The organism is Bacillus sp. AK031 (assembly GCF_053903065.1).
The window spans coordinates 4,241,606-4,262,500 of the sequence record NZ_CP096424.1; the positions used below are offsets into that span (position 1 = coordinate 4,241,606).

At 43.0% G+C, this 20,895-nt stretch carries 20 protein-coding genes and 2 rRNA genes (1 of these 22 running past the window's edge); 2 read left to right on the forward strand and 20 right to left on the reverse strand.

Annotated features, from left to right (window positions below; translation table 11 throughout):
- Window positions 1-6: 6 nt before the first annotated feature.
- Together veg and yabG are read right to left on the reverse strand one after the other, a co-directional pair.
- The gene (gene veg, locus M1E09_RS21710; RefSeq protein WP_006837798.1) at window positions 7-273 is read right to left on the reverse strand and encodes a biofilm formation stimulator Veg; all 267 of its coding nucleotides are present in this window, start codon (window positions 271-273) and stop codon (window positions 7-9) included.
- A gap of 614 nt (window positions 274-887) precedes the next feature.
- The gene (yabG, locus tag M1E09_RS21715; RefSeq protein ID WP_456272830.1) at window positions 888-1,781 is read right to left on the reverse strand and encodes a sporulation peptidase YabG; all 894 of its coding nucleotides are present in this window, start codon (window positions 1,779-1,781) and stop codon (window positions 888-890) included.
- A 142-nt stretch (window positions 1,782-1,923) separates the two neighbouring features.
- On the opposite strand from yabG, the gene M1E09_RS21720 reads away from it, so the two are divergent.
- Window positions 1,924-2,325, forward strand: a complete 402-nt coding sequence (locus M1E09_RS21720; protein ID WP_456272831.1) for a VOC family protein — start codon at window positions 1,924-1,926, stop codon at window positions 2,323-2,325.
- Between the two features lie 401 nt (window positions 2,326-2,726).
- Here the strand turns inward: M1E09_RS21720 and rsmA are convergent, their stop codons facing one another.
- The 5 genes from rsmA to metG all read right to left on the reverse strand — a co-directional run bounded on the left by rsmA (window position 2,727) and on the right by metG (window position 8,770).
- On the reverse strand, window positions 2,727-3,605 hold the full coding sequence (rsmA, locus tag M1E09_RS21725) for a 16S rRNA (adenine(1518)-N(6)/adenine(1519)-N(6))-dimethyltransferase RsmA (protein WP_456275051.1): 879 nt from the start codon (window positions 3,603-3,605) through the stop codon (window positions 2,727-2,729).
- On the reverse strand, window positions 3,598-4,158 hold the full coding sequence (gene rnmV, locus M1E09_RS21730; protein WP_456272832.1) for a ribonuclease M5: 561 nt from the start codon (window positions 4,156-4,158) through the stop codon (window positions 3,598-3,600). The genes rsmA and rnmV overlap by 8 nt, the downstream gene beginning before the upstream one ends.
- A 175-nt stretch (window positions 4,159-4,333) precedes the next feature.
- Complete coding sequence (locus tag M1E09_RS21735) at window positions 4,334-5,542, reverse strand: ubiquitin-like domain-containing protein (protein ID WP_456272833.1); 1,209 nt, start codon at window positions 5,540-5,542, stop codon at window positions 4,334-4,336.
- A gap of 242 nt (window positions 5,543-5,784) precedes the next feature.
- Window positions 5,785-6,552, reverse strand: a complete 768-nt coding sequence (locus M1E09_RS21740; RefSeq protein ID WP_456272834.1) for a TatD family hydrolase — start codon at window positions 6,550-6,552, stop codon at window positions 5,785-5,787.
- Window positions 6,553-6,811: 259 nt separating this feature from the next.
- The gene (metG, locus tag M1E09_RS21745) at window positions 6,812-8,770 is read right to left on the reverse strand and encodes a methionine--tRNA ligase (RefSeq protein ID WP_456272835.1); all 1,959 of its coding nucleotides are present in this window, start codon (window positions 8,768-8,770) and stop codon (window positions 6,812-6,814) included.
- Window positions 8,771-9,239: 469 nt separating this feature from the next.
- Here metG and M1E09_RS21750 point away from each other — a divergent pair, with 469 nt between their 5' ends.
- Window positions 9,240-9,530 (forward strand): AbrB/MazE/SpoVT family DNA-binding domain-containing protein, encoded by a 291-nt coding sequence (locus M1E09_RS21750; RefSeq protein ID WP_456272836.1) that lies wholly within the window; start codon window positions 9,240-9,242, stop codon window positions 9,528-9,530.
- Between the two features lie 168 nt (window positions 9,531-9,698).
- Here M1E09_RS21750 and M1E09_RS21755 read toward each other — a convergent pair whose 3' ends face one another.
- The 13 genes from M1E09_RS21755 to M1E09_RS21815 form a co-directional block, all read right to left on the reverse strand.
- A complete protein-coding gene (locus M1E09_RS21755; protein WP_456272837.1) occupies window positions 9,699-10,553 on the reverse strand; it encodes an STAS domain-containing protein in 855 nt (284 codons plus the stop codon).
- Between the two features lie 44 nt (window positions 10,554-10,597).
- Window positions 10,598-11,473, reverse strand: coding sequence for a 16S rRNA (cytidine(1402)-2'-O)-methyltransferase (rsmI, locus tag M1E09_RS21760; protein WP_456272838.1), 876 nt, complete (start codon window positions 11,471-11,473; stop codon window positions 10,598-10,600).
- Between the two features lie 30 nt (window positions 11,474-11,503).
- The gene (locus M1E09_RS21765; protein ID WP_456272839.1) at window positions 11,504-12,250 is read right to left on the reverse strand and encodes a tRNA1(Val) (adenine(37)-N6)-methyltransferase; all 747 of its coding nucleotides are present in this window, start codon (window positions 12,248-12,250) and stop codon (window positions 11,504-11,506) included.
- A 204-nt stretch (window positions 12,251-12,454) separates the two neighbouring features.
- Window positions 12,455-12,826, reverse strand: coding sequence for a DNA replication initiation control protein YabA (gene yabA, locus M1E09_RS21770; RefSeq protein ID WP_456272840.1), 372 nt, complete (start codon window positions 12,824-12,826; stop codon window positions 12,455-12,457).
- A gap of 14 nt (window positions 12,827-12,840) precedes the next feature.
- Entirely contained in the window at window positions 12,841-13,668 is an 828-nt protein-coding gene (locus M1E09_RS21775) for a PSP1 domain-containing protein (protein WP_456272841.1), read from the reverse strand.
- A gap of 6 nt (window positions 13,669-13,674) precedes the next feature.
- A complete protein-coding gene (gene holB, locus M1E09_RS21780) occupies window positions 13,675-14,658 on the reverse strand; it encodes a DNA polymerase III subunit delta' (protein ID WP_456275052.1) in 984 nt (327 codons plus the stop codon).
- A gap of 19 nt (window positions 14,659-14,677) precedes the next feature.
- Window positions 14,678-15,118 carry a YaaR family protein gene (locus M1E09_RS21785; protein WP_456272842.1) on the reverse strand — a complete coding sequence of 147 codons (441 nt, stop codon included), beginning with the start codon at window positions 15,116-15,118 and terminating at the stop codon, window positions 14,678-14,680.
- A 19-nt stretch (window positions 15,119-15,137) separates the two neighbouring features.
- Window positions 15,138-15,467, reverse strand: a complete 330-nt coding sequence (locus M1E09_RS21790; protein ID WP_456272843.1) for a cyclic-di-AMP receptor — start codon at window positions 15,465-15,467, stop codon at window positions 15,138-15,140.
- 234 nt (window positions 15,468-15,701) lie between these two features.
- Window positions 15,702-16,349 carry a dTMP kinase gene (gene tmk, locus M1E09_RS21795; RefSeq protein ID WP_456272844.1) on the reverse strand — a complete coding sequence of 216 codons (648 nt, stop codon included), beginning with the start codon at window positions 16,347-16,349 and terminating at the stop codon, window positions 15,702-15,704.
- A gap of 65 nt (window positions 16,350-16,414) precedes the next feature.
- Complete coding sequence (locus M1E09_RS21800; RefSeq protein ID WP_456272845.1) at window positions 16,415-17,812, reverse strand: aminotransferase class I/II-fold pyridoxal phosphate-dependent enzyme; 1,398 nt, start codon at window positions 17,810-17,812, stop codon at window positions 16,415-16,417.
- Between the two features lie 172 nt (window positions 17,813-17,984).
- Window positions 17,985-18,182 (reverse strand): sigma factor G inhibitor Gin, encoded by a 198-nt coding sequence (locus tag M1E09_RS21805; protein ID WP_456272847.1) that lies wholly within the window; start codon window positions 18,180-18,182, stop codon window positions 17,985-17,987.
- A gap of 1,302 nt (window positions 18,183-19,484) precedes the next feature.
- A 5S ribosomal RNA gene (gene rrf / locus M1E09_RS21810) occupies window positions 19,485-19,601 on the reverse strand.
- Between the two features lie 85 nt (window positions 19,602-19,686).
- Window positions 19,687-20,895, reverse strand: a 23S ribosomal RNA gene (locus M1E09_RS21815); it runs 1,727 nt beyond the window's last position.

A 20,895-nucleotide genomic window follows, 5' to 3' on the forward strand; every position in this document is an offset into this window, starting at 1 on the left:
GGATGTTTACTGCTCAAGGATCATTGCTCCTGCTGCTTCATCATAGAAAGTTAACTCAACTGTATCAGTGAGTACATCTGCATAGCTGTAAGATACTCGTTCAAATGCGTTCTCATCTTGATCTAATTGAACGACGAAAACTGAAGGGTAAGTCTCTGCTAGGACACCTGACCGTTCGATTGTTTTACGACGTCCGCCATTGGCTTTTAACATCAAACGTTTTCCTAAATTAGAATCAAGGGATTTTTTTATGTCGGCTAATGTTTTTGGCATCACGCTTCCACCTCACTATAATTAGTATAGCACTTTATGTAACAAAAGTCAAATAAATTTATAATTTTATCAATAAGCTTTAAACTCTGTCAATGCTTTTCATCCAACAAAATACTTTTTTTTTCAACAAAGTTAGCTTTCCCCGAAGGATTTCATATTATGTAAAGGATTTACTTTTGGCTTCTTTTGACTAACCGTCAGCCAAATTGTCGAAGAATATTTATCATATTGCTAATAATCATTAGTCATTCCATGCGAAAATTATTGGGTGCAATGATTTCCGCAATTAAGTCTAATTTGCAAAAAAAAATTGAAGAACATTAATTTTCATCACTCTTGTTATATCAATGCTAATTCTTTTTCTAAAATACACCCTTTCTAGATCCCTCAAAATAAGAGGGAGACCCTTAAGCGATTTCGCCCTTCAATTGTTATGTTATTTTCACTTTTCTCCTCGATACTGATTACTCTACTCATAAACCTGAGTCCTTTTGTTCAAATGCTTGCTTAATTATAAATGTACATGCCTGCATTTAGATTGATAGCGATTTTCCAATCACGGCAGCTTAAAATAAAAAAAAGCCGTAAGAATCATCTTCATACGGCTAATATGGTTAATCATCATCCACTGGCTTATATGGCATCCCCGTTCTCAATACCCCCCTGGTCTCGATGCCGCCCAGGCCCTTGTCGCCCGTCAATGTATTTCTCAGTATATCCCATACATTTACCGGCTCAGTAAAGGCTGTATAACTGATCTTTGCAACAATATATACCGGGTCTAACGCGTGAATATTCACCCGCAGCGGAGAGCTCGCGAAATTAGCTCCCGCATGGATGAGAGATTCGAAATGGGATTGGCAGGCACCCGCAAAGATGACCAGCTGATCAAGGTGAGGAACCCGCTTCCTCGCTTCTCTGACTGTATTGACAAAGTAACGGGAGTGGCGGTACGCATTGATATCTGACTTCTTCCCTTTGGACTTCGTGTAGGCATCATGGCCCGTTATCACCAAAATGTCAGGACGATACGTCTCGATAAGGGCACCAATCCTATCTGGCATTTCTTTTTCATTGCAATGCACGCCGTCTACCGGTACACCGATTTTTTCATACAAATCAAGGCACTTTTGCAGATAAGATTGATCACCGTCTAGATGCAGCACACGCCCAGGGATTTGGAAATAATTATATTCTTCTCTATAAGCATTTGTGGAATGGTATTCCTGTTTCTGTTTTTGCAAGTCGATATCCTGTCGGAACAATTCTAACGATTGCTGTTCCAGAGACCTGAATTCCATAGTCCTTCGCTTGTATTCGCGGGGATCAATGATTTGCAGATCCTCAATCGGAGCATCTGCTACCAACCTGTAGTCTTCTCCATATAATATCGCCGTTTTACGTCCGCCTGATTCCATGATGTCAATGATGCGGAATAAGATGTCACATTGATGAGACTTCCGGCCGACGATGGCATTGACCTCTAATTTCACTGGCGTCAACTCCATTGGATAGAACATCCATTAAATAAATCTTCCTTTAGTAACCTATGCACCTGCCCGGAATTCGGTGTCTTCCCAAATATTCAGAAGGAATTTCAACAAAGTAAGCGAAAACTATATTGATTAATATAAATGGGGGATGTTTGTAATGTCTGATTTCATTTCACATGTCGGTACGATCGAGATTCCTGTAAGCAGCCTTGAGAAAGCCATTCCATTTTATAAAGAGGTTATCGGTGTTGAAGTTGCATTCAGGGGTGAAAAGAACGCCATGCTGACGTTTAAAAAAACCGGGGTACCAACTATATTTATTGTTGAAACCGACCAAAAAGACCGAATATCTTTTATAAATTCCAATACAGGTGTTGAGCATACGATTATCGATTTCTACACCGCTGATTTAGAGGGTTTTTACAAATGGCTGAAGGCGAAGAACATCGAAGTGGGTCCGTTGAACATCCATCCGGAGCACGGGTTAGGCGGTTTTGGCTTTAAAGACCCGGATGGCAATTTATTGAGTGCCACGAACGTTTTGCATGAAGGACAATAGACAAAATAAGAGGCTGGGACAAAACCTTAATAAAAGGGTCTTTTCGCAATGAGTGTGGCTGTTTAAAAGTAATGGATTTCCGCTCCAGCCGTACGACTCCGCGGGGCGGGCGGTGAGCCTCCTCGGCTTCGCCTGTGGGGTTACGTTCCAGTGGGTACGTAACCTTGGTCTCACCTGTCCCGCTAGTCCCGCAGGAGGTCGCACGGCTTCCGCTCCAATCCCCCTACGTAATAGGGTAAAGGGTAAAATAGCATTAAAAGAACAATCTTTTAGAAAAGATCCTAATAAAATGAATGAACCGCATGAGGTCAAGTATATAAACCTTGATCTCATGCGGCTTTATTTTCGGTAATTCTACTTGAAACAATTAATTTTATACTTATGTCCCAGCCTCATATCATCTATTTAAATAACGGAAGCAGTTCATTACTCAAAGTTGCAAATTCCTGGATTGAAAGGGTTTCTCCCCTTCTGACAGGGTCTATTCCCGCTTTTTCCAGGCTGGCGATAATTTCTTCCTTTTTTTGTTTTCCATCTGGCAGCTGGCTTGTCAGGTTGTTTAAGATGGTTTTTCTCCTTTGGGCAAAGGAAGCTCGAGTGACTGTAAAGAAAAAGTCTTCATCCGCTACCTCGGCAGCCGGTTTTTCCCGTTTCGTCAGCCTGATAACAGCGGAGTCCACATTGGGCTGGGGCATGAACACAGTCTTAGGCACCGTCATGACCGTTTCAGCCTCTGTATAGTACTGAATTGCAATGGAAAGCGAACCATATTCTTTGGTACCAGGAACAGCCGCAATCCTGTCCCCCACTTCTTTCTGAAGCATTACGCAAATCCCCTTTATCGGTAACCCTTCCGTAAGAAGCTTCAATATTATGGGTGTCGTTACATAATAGGGAAGATTGGCGACAACCATTATATCTTCATAACCTGACAATTCTTTTTCAATCATTGCCTCAACATCAGCTTTCAAAATATCTTCATTCACGATTGTCACATTATTATAAGGTGACAGCGTATCAGCCAGAATAGGGAGAAGCCGCTGGTCAATCTCAAAAGCAAGGACCTTTCCAGCCGTTCTTGCTAAATGTTCTGTCAAAGCACCGATTCCCGGACCGATTTCTATGGCTGCTGTTTTCTCTGAAAGGCCGGCATATTCGGTAATATTCCTCAGTATATTAGGATCAATTAAAAAGTTCTGCCCAAGGCTCTTTTTGAATGAAAATCCATATTTCTGCAAAATTTCCTTCGTCCGAATGGGCGTCGCAATATCTTTATGCATCATTTTCCTCCTGTAATATTGTAGTAAGTGCTTCAGCAAATTCTTCTTGCTTTATTTCAAACATTTTCAACCTTTTATGAAGCTGCTTTCCATTTGTATAGCCGATTCTCAGCAGTTCCCCCAGCCGCTCTCTTCTTTCCTTTGCTTTGGGGCCGCCGATTAATCCGGCAGTGATCAAGTCATCTACGCTGATTTCTTCCTGAAGGGAGCCGTTCATGATATGCGCTTCCTTCAATGCTGACTGGATTGCAGAGGGAGAGGCATGTTCAACCCCTATCCCTCTCCCTCTCTTTGGGAGTGCCTCGCTTTTAGGAATGAAGGCGTGCTTGCAGCCTGGAACATGGTCATTTACTATCTTTCTTATTCGCTCACCAGGATAATCAGGATCAGTGAATATAATCACTCCTCTTTTTTCCTGGGCGTGTTTTATTTTCAATAAAGTTTCATTTGAAACAGCCGACCCATTTGTCTCAATCGTGTCAGCATCGACAGCCCTTCGGATGGCCGTTGTATCGTCTCTGCCTTCCACCACAATGATTTCTTTAATTTTCATTATTTCCTCCAAAAATTTGAAACATTTTTGTAACTTGAACCGTCTAATATGTAACGAACCAATTTGCTTGTATTGAATATTATAGCCTTTCTAAGCAAAAGGGAAAAGAAAGATATGTAAAAACAGGATTTAGTGGAAAATAAAAAAGCAGGAGGAAATCCCCCTGCCTCATAAATCAGTTCAATATTTTAATTTTCACCTGTTTCCTGCCCCAACGGTAAGCTTCAGATTTCGATGGGAAAAAGACGTCAATCTTATTTCCTCTGATCGCTCCGCCAGTATCGGCAGCGACTGCATAACCGTAGCCTTCAACATATACCTTTGTTCCCAATGGAATGACAGAAGGGTCAACAGCAATGACTTTGACACCAGGATTGGCTCTTAAGTTGATTCCTGTAGCCGTAATGCCTGAACAGCCGTTACAGCTTCCAGTGTACGCCGTAGAGCTTACATAGAACTCTTTACCGCCGCTTGGGGCGCTGGATGATGTTCCACGGGATACCTGGGCAACCAGTACCTTTGTGCCGACATTAACAATTTTGTCCTGGCTTTCCTTAACGGTCTTTTCACTGACCAGTTTACGGGAAACCTCTTTTCCGTTTTCCTTCACCACTTCATACTTCTTTTCTATCAATCCCTGCTGCCCGGCTTGAACGACTTCTTCCTTGCCTTTTGTCAGGCCTGAGTCCTTACGGGTTACGACAGAAAAATCTTTCGGTTCTTCCACTACATCGGTGACTTTTTCAACTCGAACGACATTTATGACATCATTTGCTTTAACTGTGCTGTCTAAATTGGGTTCCACTCGGTCTTCTTCCGCTAGTGTGATTCCTTGTTGCTTTAAAAAGTCAGCGACCGTAGTCGAAGTTGACCATGCATCCTTTTCTTCTCCTCCAACAACCAGTTTCAGAGAAAATGCCGGTGCAATCTCAACTTTTAAATCTTTCTTTACTTTTTCGTCAAGGCTGACATTGACTTTATCGTACTCGCCAACCTCAATTTTTTCATCTGCCAGCAGTTCCTTGACTGTTCCCGCTGTGGTCCAAACCTTCTTCGTTTCATTTCCAACCTTGATTTCCACCTGTTTCGCCGGTTCCCAAACCACTTTCATGTTATTTGTAACCTCAGTCGATCCTGTAGGATACAAATAGTCTTCTGATTGCAAAGGAATCTCTAAATCTTGCAAAATATCTTGTATGGTATTTGCGTGTGTCCTAATTTCTTTGTCTTCGCCATTCAACGTCAGAGCAACTGACTTCTTAGTCCCCTCGAACAGAAGGTAACCGAAAACTGCCGCAAAAGCCACAATACTTACGGTCAGAATGGCCCATTTCCTTTTTTTCATCGACTTGGAAAACAGGTTTTTCATGTTTTCATCATTCATGAAAAACGCCTCCTTTTCTCGGAGTGATTATATTAGACTAGTAACACACTTGTCAAGCCTAACCCCCTTAGTTTATGAGTCTAGTAATTTTGGGAACATATCGCCATTATGCAAAAACTCATAAAAAAAGGGAAGGATAACTTCTCGACACGGTTATCCTATGAACAAGATGATAAATGTAGAACATTCGATTTTTGGTCTTTTCCAGGACAAGCTTTCCTAAACCTCGACAAAATCCCTTGTCAATCTATGCCGAATAATTTTTTTGCATTTCGGGTTGTTTTTTCGGCCACTTCCTCAAAAGTAACTCCTTTTATGTCTGCAATTTGTTCAGCAACCAATTTTACATAGGAAGGTTCATTTCGTTTTCCTCTGTATGGGTGCGGAGCGAGATAAGGGCAGTCTGTTTCGATCAGAAGCTTATCCAAAGGAACTTCTTCTGCAACCTCTTTAGGTTTTTTTGCATTCTTGAACGTAACCGGACCGCCTAAGGAAATCAGAAAGTTCATATCCAGGCAATCACGTGCCGTCTCCGGGCTCCCGCTGAAACAATGCATAATCCCGCCAACTTCCTTAGCATCTTCTTCTTGCAGAATATCCACAATATCCTGGGTTGCTTCACGATTATGTATTACGATCGGCAGCTTTACTTTCTTTGCAAGCCTGATCTGTTTACGGAATACTTCCTGTTGAATGTCTTTTGGCGACTTATCCCAATGATAATCGAGTCCTGTTTCGCCAATTGCCACTACTTTCGGGTGTGACGACAATTCTTCAATCCAGTTCAAATCTTCGTCTGTCATATCAATCGCATCAACCGGATGCCATCCAATGGCAGCATAGAGAAAATCATACGTATCAACAAGCTCCATTGCCTTATTGATCGTCGGGCGGTCAAAGCCGACCACAACCATATTCTCTACTCCCTCTTTTTGCGCTCTTGCAATGACTTCTTCTAAATCTTCACTGAATTGATCAGCATTTAGATGGACATGAGTATCAAACAACATAAATAAGACTCCTTTATTATTTAAATTCTATACTATTCTTCTATGACAAGCTTCTCACTTATGTAACGTTTTCCTAACAAATGAATCCCTGATGATAATTACGTTATAACGTAAATGATTCACTTTTCAAATATTCAGCGTGATTAAAGACTTCTCAATAACAATCCAAAAATTATTGTTACCCTGTACGAAAACGGTTAAACATTTTTTGGAAAAATAAAGAGAGTGTTTCACGTGGAACACTCTCTTTATAAAAGTATTACTTCACTTTTGCTCCATTAGCAAGAGATTCATCTACACTTGCCAAAGATAGTACTCCATCTTTTTCTCCAGCGAGGATCATTCCCTGTGATAATTCGCCGCGAAGTTTCACCGGCTTCAGGTTTGTCACGCAAATCACTTTCTTTCCAACCAGCTCTTCCGGTGAGTAAAATTTAGCAATCCCTGAAACTACCTGGCGTTTTTCATAGCCCAGGTCAAGTTGAATTTTAAGAAGCTTGTCTGCCTTCTTCACCGGTTCCGCATGTGTAACCGTTGCAACCCTGAGTTCAACCTTCATGAAATCATCTATGGTGATTTCCTCCTGCTCAGGTACCTTTTCCTCTTTTTCTTCTTTTGGCTGAGGAGCCGTCCCCTGCATTTTCTCTTTGATGAATTCTACTTCCTCAGCAATCTCAAGGCGAGGGAAAATCGGTTCTCCCTTTTGCACAACCTTTGTACCGCCTGGAATCATACCGAATTCTTCAAGGCTTTCCCAAGTTGTCAGTTCTTCCTTATCTACATTCAATTGCCCAAATATCTTTTGCGGTGTTCTTGTCAGGAAAGGCTGAAGCATAACAGCTGCACGGCGAAGTGTTTCAGCAAGATGAACCATTACATTTCCAAGTTCGTCTTTTTTGTCCTCATCTTTTGCCAGTATCCATGGCTGAGTTTCATCGATATATTTATTTGTACGGCTGATCAGCTGCCAAATGTTTGATAATGCGACGGAGAACTCCATGTTTTCCATAGCCTTCTCATAGTTTTGCACACTCTCTTTGTTAACTTCGAGAAGTTCTTTATCGAAAGGACCTTCCGAACCTTTATACGCTGGAATGACTCCATCGAAATATTTATTGATCATGGCTACTGTACGGTTCAACAGATTGCCTAGATCGTTGGCAAGGTCAAAATTGATTCTTTCTACAAATCCTTCCGGAGTGAACACACCATCAGATCCGAATGGGACTTCGCGAAGAAGATAGTAACGCAATGCATCCAGGCCGTAACGATCGATCAGTGTGACCGGATCTACTACATTCCCTTTTGATTTCGACATTTTTCCGTCTTTCATCAGCAGCCATCCGTGTGCAAAAACCTTTTTCGGAAGTGGAAGTTCAAGAGCCATGAGCATAATTGGCCAATAAATCGTATGGAAACGGACGATTTCTTTTCCGACAAGATGAACATCAGCAGGCCAATACTTAAGATATTTCGTATCTTCTTCACTACCATAACCTAGAGCAGTAATATAATTGGAAAGAGCATCAATCCACACATAAATAACATGCTTGGGATCTCCCGGCACTTTTACTCCCCAGTCAAAAGTCGTTCTAGATACTGCCAGATCTTCCAGCCCCGGCTTAATGAAGTTGTTGATCATTTCATTTTTGCGTGATTCCGGCTGGATGAATTCCGGGTTCTCTTTGTAATACTCCAATAACCGGTCGGCGTATTTACTCATTTTGAAGAAATAGGATTCTTCCTTCACCTTTTCTACGGGACGTCCGCAATCCGGACAGTTACCATTCTCCAGCTGTCTTTCTGTAAAGAATGACTCACAAGGTGTGCAGTACCAGCCTTCATACTGGTCAAGGTAGATATCCCCTTGTTCAACCAGCCGGCTGAAAATCTTTTCGACAAGGTCCTTATGGCGTTTTTGAGTAGTACGGATGAAATCGTCATAGGAAATATCCAATTTACCCCACAAATCTTGAATGCCCGACACAATATCATCGACATACTGCTGAGGGGTAATTCCGCTTTCTTCTGCTTTGCGCTGGATCTTCTGGCCATGTTCATCGGTCCCTGTCAAATACATGACATCATAACCGCGCATTCTTTTATAGCGTGCCATAGCATCTCCTGCTACAGTCGTATAAGCATGTCCGATATGTAAATTCCCGCTGGGATAATAAATAGGCGTTGTAATATAGAAGGTATTCAACTTTTCCTTCATTTGCTTTTCCTCCCTTATTCTTGTCGTTCGCATTCAGCTTGCCAGGGGCATCCCATTCAGTTCGGACCCCTGTCCTTATAAGCTTGCAATACATACATCATAACCTCTTGTATCCTCAAAATATACCTAAAATAAGCTGATTCTGCAACTAACAGAGGATGCCGGGCAGTCATAATCGACAGCATCTAACGGTTTATGTCGATTATTGTCGAATAAAGTAAAGTGTTAACTTGAAATTCGACATAAGTTTACACAACTTGATTTTAACTAAATAATATTCATTTGGGAATTTTTCAAAACACCAATCTAACAAAACCCTGATATAGCAACTTTTCATTGAAATTTGGGGTAATAAAATTTACAATTTTTATTATTGACGAATTTTGGAATCGCTGTTATTATAGATTCATAATCAAAAATATGTCGAAAAATGACGAATTCAAATAGACCATTTTTTCGAGAGGGGATAATGAAAATGAAATCAACTGGTATTGTACGTAAAGTGGATGAACTTGGACGTGTTGTAATTCCTATCGAATTGCGCCGTACATTAGGAATTGCTGAGAAAGACTCTTTAGAAATTTATGTAGATGATGAAAGAATCATCTTAAAGAAATACAAGCCAAGCATGACTTGCCATGTAACAGGTGAAGTATCTGACGATAACATCAAGTTAGCTGATGGAAAATTGATCTTAAGCCGTGAAGGTGCAGAAAAAATCATTAAAGAAATTCAAGATTCTTTTCAACTTGAAAAGTAATTTATAAATATAAAACACCCTGCAGGACAGACACCGTGATAATAGGTCTGTATGCAGGGTGTTTTTATGTTCATGTTTTGCTCTTTCAATAAGTATAGTTGCTATCAAAGGAGAAGAGTGATGATCCCGCTCAAGACGTGCGGCTCCGAGGTACGGGATTCCAGCTGCCTATGATTCGATTTTCATTCCCATTTCATGGAGAGCTTGCTTTAGCGTGCTGAAGGTCTTGATTTCGCTTAAATCAATCCCCAGCTGGATCGATGTCATAGCCACTTCCGGCCTTATACCTGAAAGGGTGGTTGTGATTCCAAGTAATGATAAGGTTTGAATGATGGAGTATATTTGCTGGGCAACCATTGTATCGACTATCGGTACTCCCGATAAATCGATAAAAAGCTTGTCCACTTGTTTTTCGATACATTTTACAGGGACAGTCTCCATTATTCTCCTTGCCCTTTCCGTATCAACATCCCCTATTAAGGGAAGAACTGCAACATCATTTCCAACTGGGATGACAGGGGCACCTAATTCTGAAATCAATTCATGCTGGGCTTTCATTCGGTCCCTCGTGATTTGATAATACAATTTTGAGAACTCCTGCATCAGTCTATCAAACGCGGTATGGATCGATTGATTACAGTTAAGGATGTTTCGTTTTGTCATTTCCTCGTCATGTTTCAAGACATATTCAGCCATGAAATCCATGATCACCTGGCGAAAATTCTGAACAGCTTCCAGTACCTCATGAATCGGTGTGCCAAGATCTGCCCTGCTCTTTGCCACCATAGCTGCCCATTGTTCCAGATTAAGCTGATACTCTTTTTTGTCATCCAAGAGAGAACTGGCGACTGTTTTTGTTGTTAATGCATTTTGCTCTCTTAAGAGTTCCTCATACTTTCCATCTGCATCAGCGGAATAAATGGACTCAGGAACAGGTTTTCTCATCTTCAGCCATTTATCCGCAAGAGCAGCGGTATTATCAATGATCGCTCTATATAATTCTTCATTCACTTTTCTGCTCATTTTTATAACTCCTCAAGGGTACTGTACCTTCCCTGGTTTACTCGTCACTCTACATGAAATGCTTGATATACATCTCTTTTCGGAAGGCCTCTTTCCTTGGCAACCCTTTTAATTGCTTCTTTTGAAGAGAGTTCCCCTTCATCTATGTAGTGATTTACATGCTCAACCAGAGACAGAGCACTCCACCATTGTTCACTCTCTTCTTCCGTTTCCGCTTCATTGCTTCCCTCTATAATAAGGCAGAACTCTCCTCGTATTTCACTGCTGCCGCTCCATTCCAGCACATCTTCCAAAGATCCCCTGATGAACTCTTCATATTTCTTCGTCAGCTCCCTGCAGAGGACAATTGCCCGATTGCCAAGGATCTCTTTCATTTCCTTAAGAGTCTCTTTCAGCCTGTGGGGTGATTCATAAAAAATCAAGGTACTGTTCTGCTTCGAAAGGATTTCCAGTTCTTTTCGCTTCTCTTTCTTACTGCGAGCAAGAAAACCGTAAAAATAAAATGGCTGCGGCGATAAGCCGGATGCAATCAGAGCTGTCAAAGCGGCATTGGCTCCCGGAAGAGGAATAACCGATATCCCTCTGTCTACAGCTTCTTTAACGATTTCATAACCAGGGTCCGAAATACAGGGCATGCCGGCGTCACTTACCAAAGCAACCGTCTCTCCATTTTCTATTCTTTCAAGAAGTTTTTCTCCACTGATTTCTTTATTGTGCTCATGGTAGCTGACGACAAACGTGTCAATCTCGTAGTAATTACATAGTTTTTTGGTGTTTCTTGTATCCTCCGCTGCGATGACATCACTTTCTTTTAGTATTCTAACTGCCCTGAAAGACATATCTTCCAGATTTCCGATTGGTGTCGGTACCAGATAAAGGCACCCTTTATCAGAACTGTTGAAGCTTTGCTGTGTTTTCAATTCCTTTCACCCTCTTCTCAAGCGACTTTCTTATTGTCCGTCTCCAAATAACATGCGGTGGACTTCCGGACCATATTGATTGTCTTCATTATATACAATAAGCGGCTGCAGTACCTTCAAGTCCGGGCTGCCGTCTTTAATTCCTTCTACAAGAACGGTGTTTGCTTCTTTATGTTTGTTTGGATACACAAACCGCATTCTTTTAGGTTCAATCCTATATTCCCTCATCAGTGTTAGTAAGTCTACCCCTCTTCCCGGCCTGTGGACGAAGGATGCTTTTCCCCCTTGTTTCAGCAAAAGGCTGACGGACTTCACGACATCTTCCAGAGTACACAGCAATTCATGGCGGGCAATAGCATAGTGCTCATTGCTATTAATCTTTTCTTTCTCTCCCTTGGAGAAGTATGGAGGATTGCAGGTCACCACATCAAACTTGTCATTTCCAAAGTGAGCCGGCATCTCTTTAACATCGCCGTGTATCATATGTATGCTGTTCTGCAGTCCGTTATATTCTATACTGCGGTTGGCCATGTCGAACAGCCGCTCCTGGATTTCCACCCCGGTGATCGGAGCACTTGTCCTGTTGCTCAGCATCAACGGGATCACTCCATTTCCTGAGCATAGATCAATTATTTTACCTTTGCGCCTCGGGACATAAGTGAAATTTGCCAGCAAAACCGCATCGAGCGAAAATGAAAACACAGATGGACTCTGAATAATCCTCAGGTTTTCGGCTAATAAATAATCAAGCCTTTCATCCTCTTTCATTATAACCATATTACTCCTCCATCATCTTCTAAGAAAATCGGATATCTTTATTGTCCGGTATTCTTTCAGTTTTACTCCTATTTAAAAATCGGAAGCGCCCCGTTTAGCCCAGCGGGACCGTACACTTGGAGCGAAAATCAGGCATCACATTTAAATTTTGCTTGCTTAGGAAAAAAAGCCCTCCTGATAGAACAGGAAGGCTTAAACCATAAGCTATTTTTTATTGAGGAAAGATAAACAGAACAAACAGTCTTCATCTTTACGGGGACTGCCAAAATGGATATTGCAAATATGAAAGCCTTCCTGATACAACCGTGCAAGATTATCATAGCCTTCACCCACATCCAGTGACTTATCCTCCGAGTCAGACTGTACCAGTCCCTTATTACCTTCAAGTGCAGCGCCTTTTGATGAGTTCCCTGTTTGCTCCAGTCTTCTGCGCAAATGTTCGTTTTCCAGCTGCAGAGAATTATTTTCTTCGAGAATTTCCGCTAAGACTTGTTTCAATTCACCCAGCTGCTGATAAAGCTGTCCTATCTGTTGCTCCATATTACTGACTGAATCAAAGAACTCTTTTTTATCCACTAAACTCCACCCCGTTACTCTGTGGCTTGAATTGAGACGGCACTTTCGTTTGCAATTTCATCTAAGGTAAACTCAAGAACCCGCTCGGCTTCCCTAACATCAACCTTGATGACACGTTCCAAAATATTGAGCCCGACCACTTTACCTTCACCATGCGGCGTTTTAATTATTTCCCCTAAGTCCGGAAGTTCCTCTTTGGCCGTTTCATACTCATCGTTTTCATATTTCAGGCAGCACATAAGCCGGCCGCATAAGCCCGAAATCTTCGTAGGGTTAAGGGAAAGATTTTGATCTTTCGCCATTTTGATTGATACTGGTTCAAAATCACCCAGATAAGTTGAACAGCACAGCATCCGCCCGCAAGGACCAATTCCGCCGAGCATCTTCGCTTCATCCCTGACACCGATTTGGCGAAGTTCAATACGTGTACGGAAAATGGATGCCAGATCTTTTACTAGTTCACGGAAGTCCACCCTGCCGTCAGCCGTGAAGTAAAAGATCACTTTATTTCTGTCGAAAGTATATTCTACATCAACCAGCTTCATATCAAGCTGATGTTCGGTGATTTTGCTGCAGCAGACCTCATAGGCTTCTCCAGCTGCATCTTTATTTTCTTGAACGGCCATTTGATCTTTATGATCGGCCAGTCTTATCACTTTTTTCAAAGGAAGGACGACATCATTCTCGCCGACCTGTTTACGGTCAACGACAACCTTGCCATACTCCACTCCTCTTACTGTCTCTACGATTACATAGTCGTTTTTTTCGATTTCCAGCTCGCCTGGATCGAAATAATATATTTTTCCCGCTTTTTTAAAGCGTACTCCTACAACATCGTACAAAGGAAATCACCCCTGTAATTTTAGCACAAGCTGTTCCAGTAACAGCTGAGTATTCATATTTGCGTTCAGTTTTCGTTTTGCTTCAAGTACGGCCGTCATTTTATCCGACAAACTGTTAGTGGAAACCTGAAGCGCGTCTGACTCCCATTCCTGCCTCTTGTCCGGGTATACCAGCTTATCTCCTTTATCTATCTGTATATACAGGAGATCTTTATATATAAGAAGTAATAGATCTAGCGCCCGATCTATTTGATGCTTCTCTTTGAAATGCTCGTTAAAATCCTCCTGCAAACTGATCATTGTCTGAAATGGACTCTTGCGGAGGACTTCATACAATTTTAACACTATTATTCTCGCTTGTGCAAACCACTCATCGCCGCTTAATTCAAAAGCCTCTTGGTAATTATTAGTTAAACTTGCTGCCAAAGGCGCCAAATGGACGGACACCCCTTCTGATACAAGCCTTTCTCTGATCAATTCCCTTGGCAGCGGTTGAAACGAAACCACCTGGCAGCGGGACAAGATCGTTGGCAGCATCCGGTGAACCTGCTCCGTCATCAATATCGCTGTGGTTTCTGATGAAGGTTCTTCCAGGAACTTCAGCAAGCTGTTTGCCGCATTAGGTGTCATCTTATCTGCATGAGATAATATATAAATCTTCTGCTTCGATTCCACCCCGGTTTTGCTGAACTCGCTCTGCAGGGTTTTGATCTGCTCCTTTTTGATTGAAAGGCCGTCCGGTTCAATCACATGGACATCCGGATGGTTATGGCTGTTGATTCGTTTGCAGTTGTTGCAATGGTCACAGGCAATCCCGTCAACAGGATGTTCACAGAGCAGGGACTTGGCAAAGAGTACGGCAATTTCTTTTTTTCTTGTTCCTCTTTCTCCCTCAAAAAGATAAGCATGGGCCACCCGCTCTCTCTTGATGCTGTTTGAAAGCATCTGCAGGACAACCGGCTGTATTTCATTGAGATCTTCCCAGGTCATTGACAACACTATCACTCACTTACGTATATAAATTAATTAAAAGTCCTCTGACTTCGCCGATTTTTCCTAAAATATCAATCGACTGCTTTTCTTCATTTAAAATGTCTTCTGTCAGTTCGATAAGCTTGCGGTCAACATTTTCAACAATATTCAGCTTCCTGCCTTCACCATGCTGATTCCACGTATGGGACTGCTTCAAATTCATGCCATAATCGACTGCTTCTTTTACAAATCTCTTCACAAGGGTCTTATACTTCGCAAGATCTTTAAATGTCCTTGAACGCCCGAGTCTCTCGCCAGCACTGGTTATATCACCCATCAGCTTTCCCAGCTGCTGCATCTGCAGCTTCTGGTCCTGCTTGTCAACAAGCATGCTGAATTTATTCGCACCACCTGCAGTTGTCTTTTGCTCTGGACGAACTTTATCGACGCCAACCCGAAGGTCCTGATTGATTTTCATTTCCTATTCCCCCGAAACGTTAAAACTGCAGAAACTGCTCAACCGGAAGCACAAATACTGTGGCACCGCCAACTTCCACCTCTACAGGGTACGGAACATAAGAATCCGCATTTCCGCCCATAGGTGAAACAGGCGCAACCATTTGATCTCTTGACTTACAGCTGTCTTTAATTACTTGTAACGCTTTTTCAACCCTGATGTCCTCTGTACCGATCAAGAAAGTGGTATTCCCAGATTTAAGGAATCCCCCGGTACTCGCAAGTTTCGTCGATCTGAAATTATGCTCCATCAACGCATTGGAAAGACGGTTACTGTCCTGATCCTGTACTACCGCCATTATCATTTTCATCTCTTCCACTTCCCTCCATCCAACTTTTCCGAAAAACTGTTTATATACTATTATAGCAAGAATAACCTCTTGATAATATCTGTTATTGTTCAAACTTTTCAAATAAATTTTGGAAATAGAACAAAAGTGCCTCCATTGGCTCGTCCGAACAAATGTTTTGTCACTAGGGACCCTTCATTGGATTCCCTGAACCACGACGTTGCAATCTGTACAAGCCACAAGAAAACCAGCCTGCTATTTGACTGGTTTCTTCTCGGCAATATACTTTTCAACCATTTCAATCGCACTCTGATACACTTTTTCAAAAGAACTGCCGGCATCAATTTTTTTAATCCGCTGCGGAAACTGCTCCAGCAGCATGAAGTACCCTTCTCTGACACGCTCATGAAATTCGATGTCTTCAAGGTCAATCCGATTCACTTCCCTGCCCTGATGCTTACGGATCCGCTCCAGTCCGATTTCCGGAGAAACATCAAAATATAAAGTCATGTCAGGCATTGTATCACCGATGGCGAACTTATTAATGCTGTATACTTCTTCCATCCCAATTCCTCTTGCATGGCCCTGATAAGCAAGAGAGCTGTCCAGGAACCTGTCACATAAGACGATGCTCCCATTTTCCAGAGCTGGAACCACTTTTTCTGCTAAATGCTGGCGTCTTGCCGCTGCATATAATAACGCTTCTGTTCTTTCATCCATCTCTGTATTGTTCCGGTCCAGAATAACACTGCGAATATCCTCTGCAATTGAAATCCCGCCCGGTTCTCTTGTTAACACGACCTGATGGCCTTTTCCCTTAAGTTCATCAGCCATCTTCTGAAGTATCGTTGACTTCCCTGCTCCTTCAGGCCCTTCAACGGTTATAAATAATCCCTGCTTCATGTTTTAACCTCCGCCATTCAATGGTGCTTGTTCCATTATAACTCAATTGCAGCCTTAGTTGTGACTTACTCCAAAACAGATATCTTTCCTTCTCTGAGTTTGTGCTGCCCTTGAAAATTTGCTCCTTTTTCCCAGAGGAGTTTCAATTCAGCAATTCGCTCCTTTGTCACTTCTTCACCAGGGTAAAATAAAGGGATGCCAGGAGGATATGGAATCAACACTTCTCCTGCATGACGTCCCTCTGCTTCATCGAGTGAAACCCAGATCTTCTGTTTTTTCTCTATTTCTTTGAAGGAATACCGGAGGGTTGTCAGTTTGTTTTCCTGTTCTGCAATATAATGTGTTAATTCGCTTTCCCCTCCTTTAATATTGCTCATTTTTCCTATCGTTTTTTTGAAAGGAAAATGCTCATCTTTTTTTAGCAATGGCAGTATGAAAAGGACCTGATCAGGGTCTGCCAGCTCTGTAAAAACTCCCTGTTCTTCCAAGCGCTCCTGCAATTGAAAGCCAGATAACCCCTGCAACCTTATTAACAGCTTTAATGGGTCCTCCCCTTCAATCACTTCATATCCTGTTTCTTTCAAGCTATTAATAAAGTTACTTCTATTTAATAAAAGAAAATCGATATCTTCCTCTGTATATGAAGCTAGATAAGAGCGAGCAAAATCCAGCGATCCCATTATTGGATAAGAGGGGCTGCTTGACTGCAGCATTCCCAAGTATTGTTCGATTTTATTGGAATCGACTGTATCTCCCTTTATATGTAAATAAGAACCCATCGTCATAGCAGGCAGCGTTTTGTGGGCCGACTGGACAACAACATCCGCTCCCAGTTCCAGCGCGGACGGCGGAAACGGCTCTCCATATGCAAAATGGGCTCCATGGGCCTCATCTATAAGTACTGCTATTCCTTGCCTGTGCGCCAATTCTATGATGCTTTTTAAATCGTACACCATGCCATAATAAGTGGGATACGTTAAAATGATGGCCTTCGCTTTCGGGTATTTTCTCAGGGCTTCTTCCATTGTTCCCTGGGAAATACCAGTGGCAGTATGGGACTGCTGATCGAATTCAGGATGCAAAAATACCGGCTGGACGTTTGCCAGCTTCAACCCATTTAGAATTGACTTATGGCAGTTCCGCTGAACCAGTACAATATCCCCTTCATTACATACCCCAAGAATCATCGCCAAATTACCTGCTGTACTTCCATTGACAAGGAAATAACTTTTCGCAGCACCATAGTAATCTGCTAAAAGCTCCTGGGCCTCGCCAATCGCTTCAGAAGGAGCATGCAGGTCATCCAAGCCTGTCAGTTCCGTCACATCGTATCTCAGCAAGTCTTTAAACTCATCTCCGAATAATTGACCATTTTTATGTCCTGGTACATGAAATGACACCGGGTTCTTGCCTATATGATTTCTTAATGCCTCAACCAATGGCATTCTGTTTTGATTATCCATAGAAGCAGTCCTTCCTATGTATCAACTTCCCCTTTATCGTACCACACTGAATTACTTTTTATTTGTTTTTTAAAGGCTGTTTTCATATAGATTGTTGCTTTCGGAAAAATCCCAAGGCCCGGATTTTTAAAAAAAGCCAAATAAAAAACCGGGGATTTCCGCCCGGCTTCGTCTATGAATATATTTGCGGTGTATTCACTTTCTTCAACTTCTCCACAAAATACTTGTAATGAGGACTGTTTGTTTCAGTACAAACCATATCTTTCTCACAATCTATGCAGACGAATGATGTGTACAGATGTATCCCTGTACCCTTCTCCTGACTGCAAACAATACATACTTCCCCTGTTTTCTTCTCTGTATTCAACACCAGTCTCTCCACCTCCATACACCTATTCTGCCCCGAAGCCGGCCAAATATACGCATTTTCACAAAATTAAAATTAAGTGAATTATCTCATGTAGCTATACTATGTAAGCAAAATCCTGTCTGTGTATGTCTAAGGATAAATTCTTAAAAAAGGAACAGGCGTGGTAATGCTTGAAGTTGAGCTTCAATCAATATCCAGCAAGATGGTTGTCATTTAGTTCAATCATATTTAGTGCAATCATATTCTATAATTTTACCGTTTTAAGATTTCTAAAAAGGTGATCCTCTTCATTTGCTACTCTGTTGAGAGTTTGCCAGGTAGAATTCCCTCTGTGCAATTGGTAATAAACGAAAGGGTGCTCATAAATGCCAAATTTGGCTCATATAATTGAAATTTCGCTCATAAATTTCTATTTATGCTCATAAACATGGCGAATTGGCTCATATATCTGAATTTAGACTCATAAACAGATTTGGCGGCCGATTAGTTGTATTGTAAAGTGGCTTATTCTACTTTAATGAGTGATTTTTGATTCTATTTTCTATTTAGCAGACTGTAATGAGTCACTTTTTTCTTCGATTTCGTCCTCTTTCTATGGGCAGAGCCCACTCCGGTGTTCACTCCCTCGTGTCCTCGACCTTCTTGCTCCTCCCCACCCGAGCTCTGCTTCTGATTAATCTCCAGAACTAGACAAACTAATCGTGAATGATTTTTCTGTATACAAAAAAGAGCACCACTTCAGGTACTCTCTGCTTGCCTGGCGACGTCCTACTCTCACAGGGGGAGCCCCAACTACCATCGGCACTGAAGGCTCGGCCGGCGATGAGCGGCGAATCTCTTCGTCCGCTTCGCTCGCTCACATCCTCATGGGCAGAGCCCACTCCGGTGTTCTCTCCCTCTCGTCCTCGACCTTCTTGCTCCTCCCCACCCGAGCTCTGCTTCTGATTAGTCTTCAGAACTAGACAAATTAATCGTGAATGATTTTTATGTATACAAAAAAGAGCACCACTCCGGGTACTCTTTTATTCGCCTGGCGACGTCCTACTCTCACAGGGGGAGTCCCCAACTACCATCGGCACTGAAGGCTCGGCCGGTGATGAGCGGCGAATCTCTTCGTCCGCTTCGCTCGCTCACATCCTCATGGGCAGAGCCCACTCCGGTGTTCTCTCCCTCTCGTCCTCGACCTTCTTGCTCCTCCCCCCCCGAGCTCTGCTTCTAATTAGTCTTCAGAACTAGACAAACTCATCGTGGATGATTTTTCTGTATACAAAAAAGAGCACCACTTCGGGTACTCTTTTGGTCGCCTGGCGACGTCCTACTCTCACAGGGGGAGATCCCCCAACTACCATCGGCGCTGAAGAGCTTAACTTCCGTGTTCGGCATGGGAACGGGTGTGACCTCTTCGCCTTAATCACCAGACATATTTAATTGAAAGAACATCGTTCTCTCAAAACTAGATAAAGTTATGAAGAAAAGAAAGTATTCCGAGTTTCGCGCAATAATTGTGGTTAAGTCCTCGATCGATTAGTATCTGTCAGCTGCACGTGTCGCCACGCTTCCACCTCAGACCTATCTACCTGATCATCTTTCAGGGATCTTACTCACATAAAGTGATGGGAAATCTCATCTCGAGGGGGGCTTCATGCTTAGATGCTTTCAGCACTTATCCCTTCCGCACATAGCTACCCAGCGATGCCTTTGGCAAGACAACTGGTACACCAGCGGTGCGTCCATCCCGGTCCTCTCGTACTAAGGACAGCTCCTCTCAAATTTCCTGCGCCCACGACGGATAGGGACCGAACTGTCTCACGACGTTCTGAACCCAGCTCGCGTACCGCTTTAATGGGCGAACAGCCCAACCCTTGGGACCGACTACAGCCCCAGGATGCGATGAGCCGACATCGAGGTGCCAAACCTCCCCGTCGATGTGGACTCTTGGGGGAGATAAGCCTGTTATCCCCGGGGTAGCTTTTATCCGTTGAGCGATGGCCCTTCCATGCGGAACCACCGGATCACTAAGCCCGACTTTCGTCCCTGCTCGACTTGTAGGTCTCGCAGTCAAGCTCCCTTGTGCCTTTACACTCTGCGAATGATTTCCAACCATTCTGAGGGAACCTTTGGGCGCCTCCGTTACTCTTTAGGAGGCGACCGCCCCAGTCAAACTGCCCACCTGACACTGTCTCCCACCCCGATCAGGGGCGAGGGTTAGAAGTTCAACACAGCCAGGGTAGTATCCCACCAGCGCCTCCACCGAAGCTGGCGCTCCGGTTTCCAAGGCTCCTACCTATCCTGTACAAGCTGTGCCAAAATTCAATATCAGGCTACAGTAAAGCTCCACGGGGTCTTTCCGTCCTGTCGCGGGTAACCTGCATCTTCACAGGTACTATAATTTCACCGAGTCTCTCGTTGAGACAGTGCCCAGATCGTTGCGCCTTTCGTGCGGGTCGGAACTTACCCGACAAGGAATTTCGCTACCTTAGGACCGTTATAGTTACGGCCGCCGTTTACTGGGGCTTCGGTTCGCACCTTCGCTTGCGCTAAGCACTCCCCTTAACCTTCCAGCACCGGGCAGGCGTCAGCCCCTATACTTCGCCTTACGGCTTCGCAGAGACCTGTGTTTTTGCTAAACAGTCGCCTGGGCCTATTCACTGCGGCTCTCTCGGGCTTGCACCCTAACAGAGCACCCCTTCTCCCGAAGTTACGGGGTCATTTT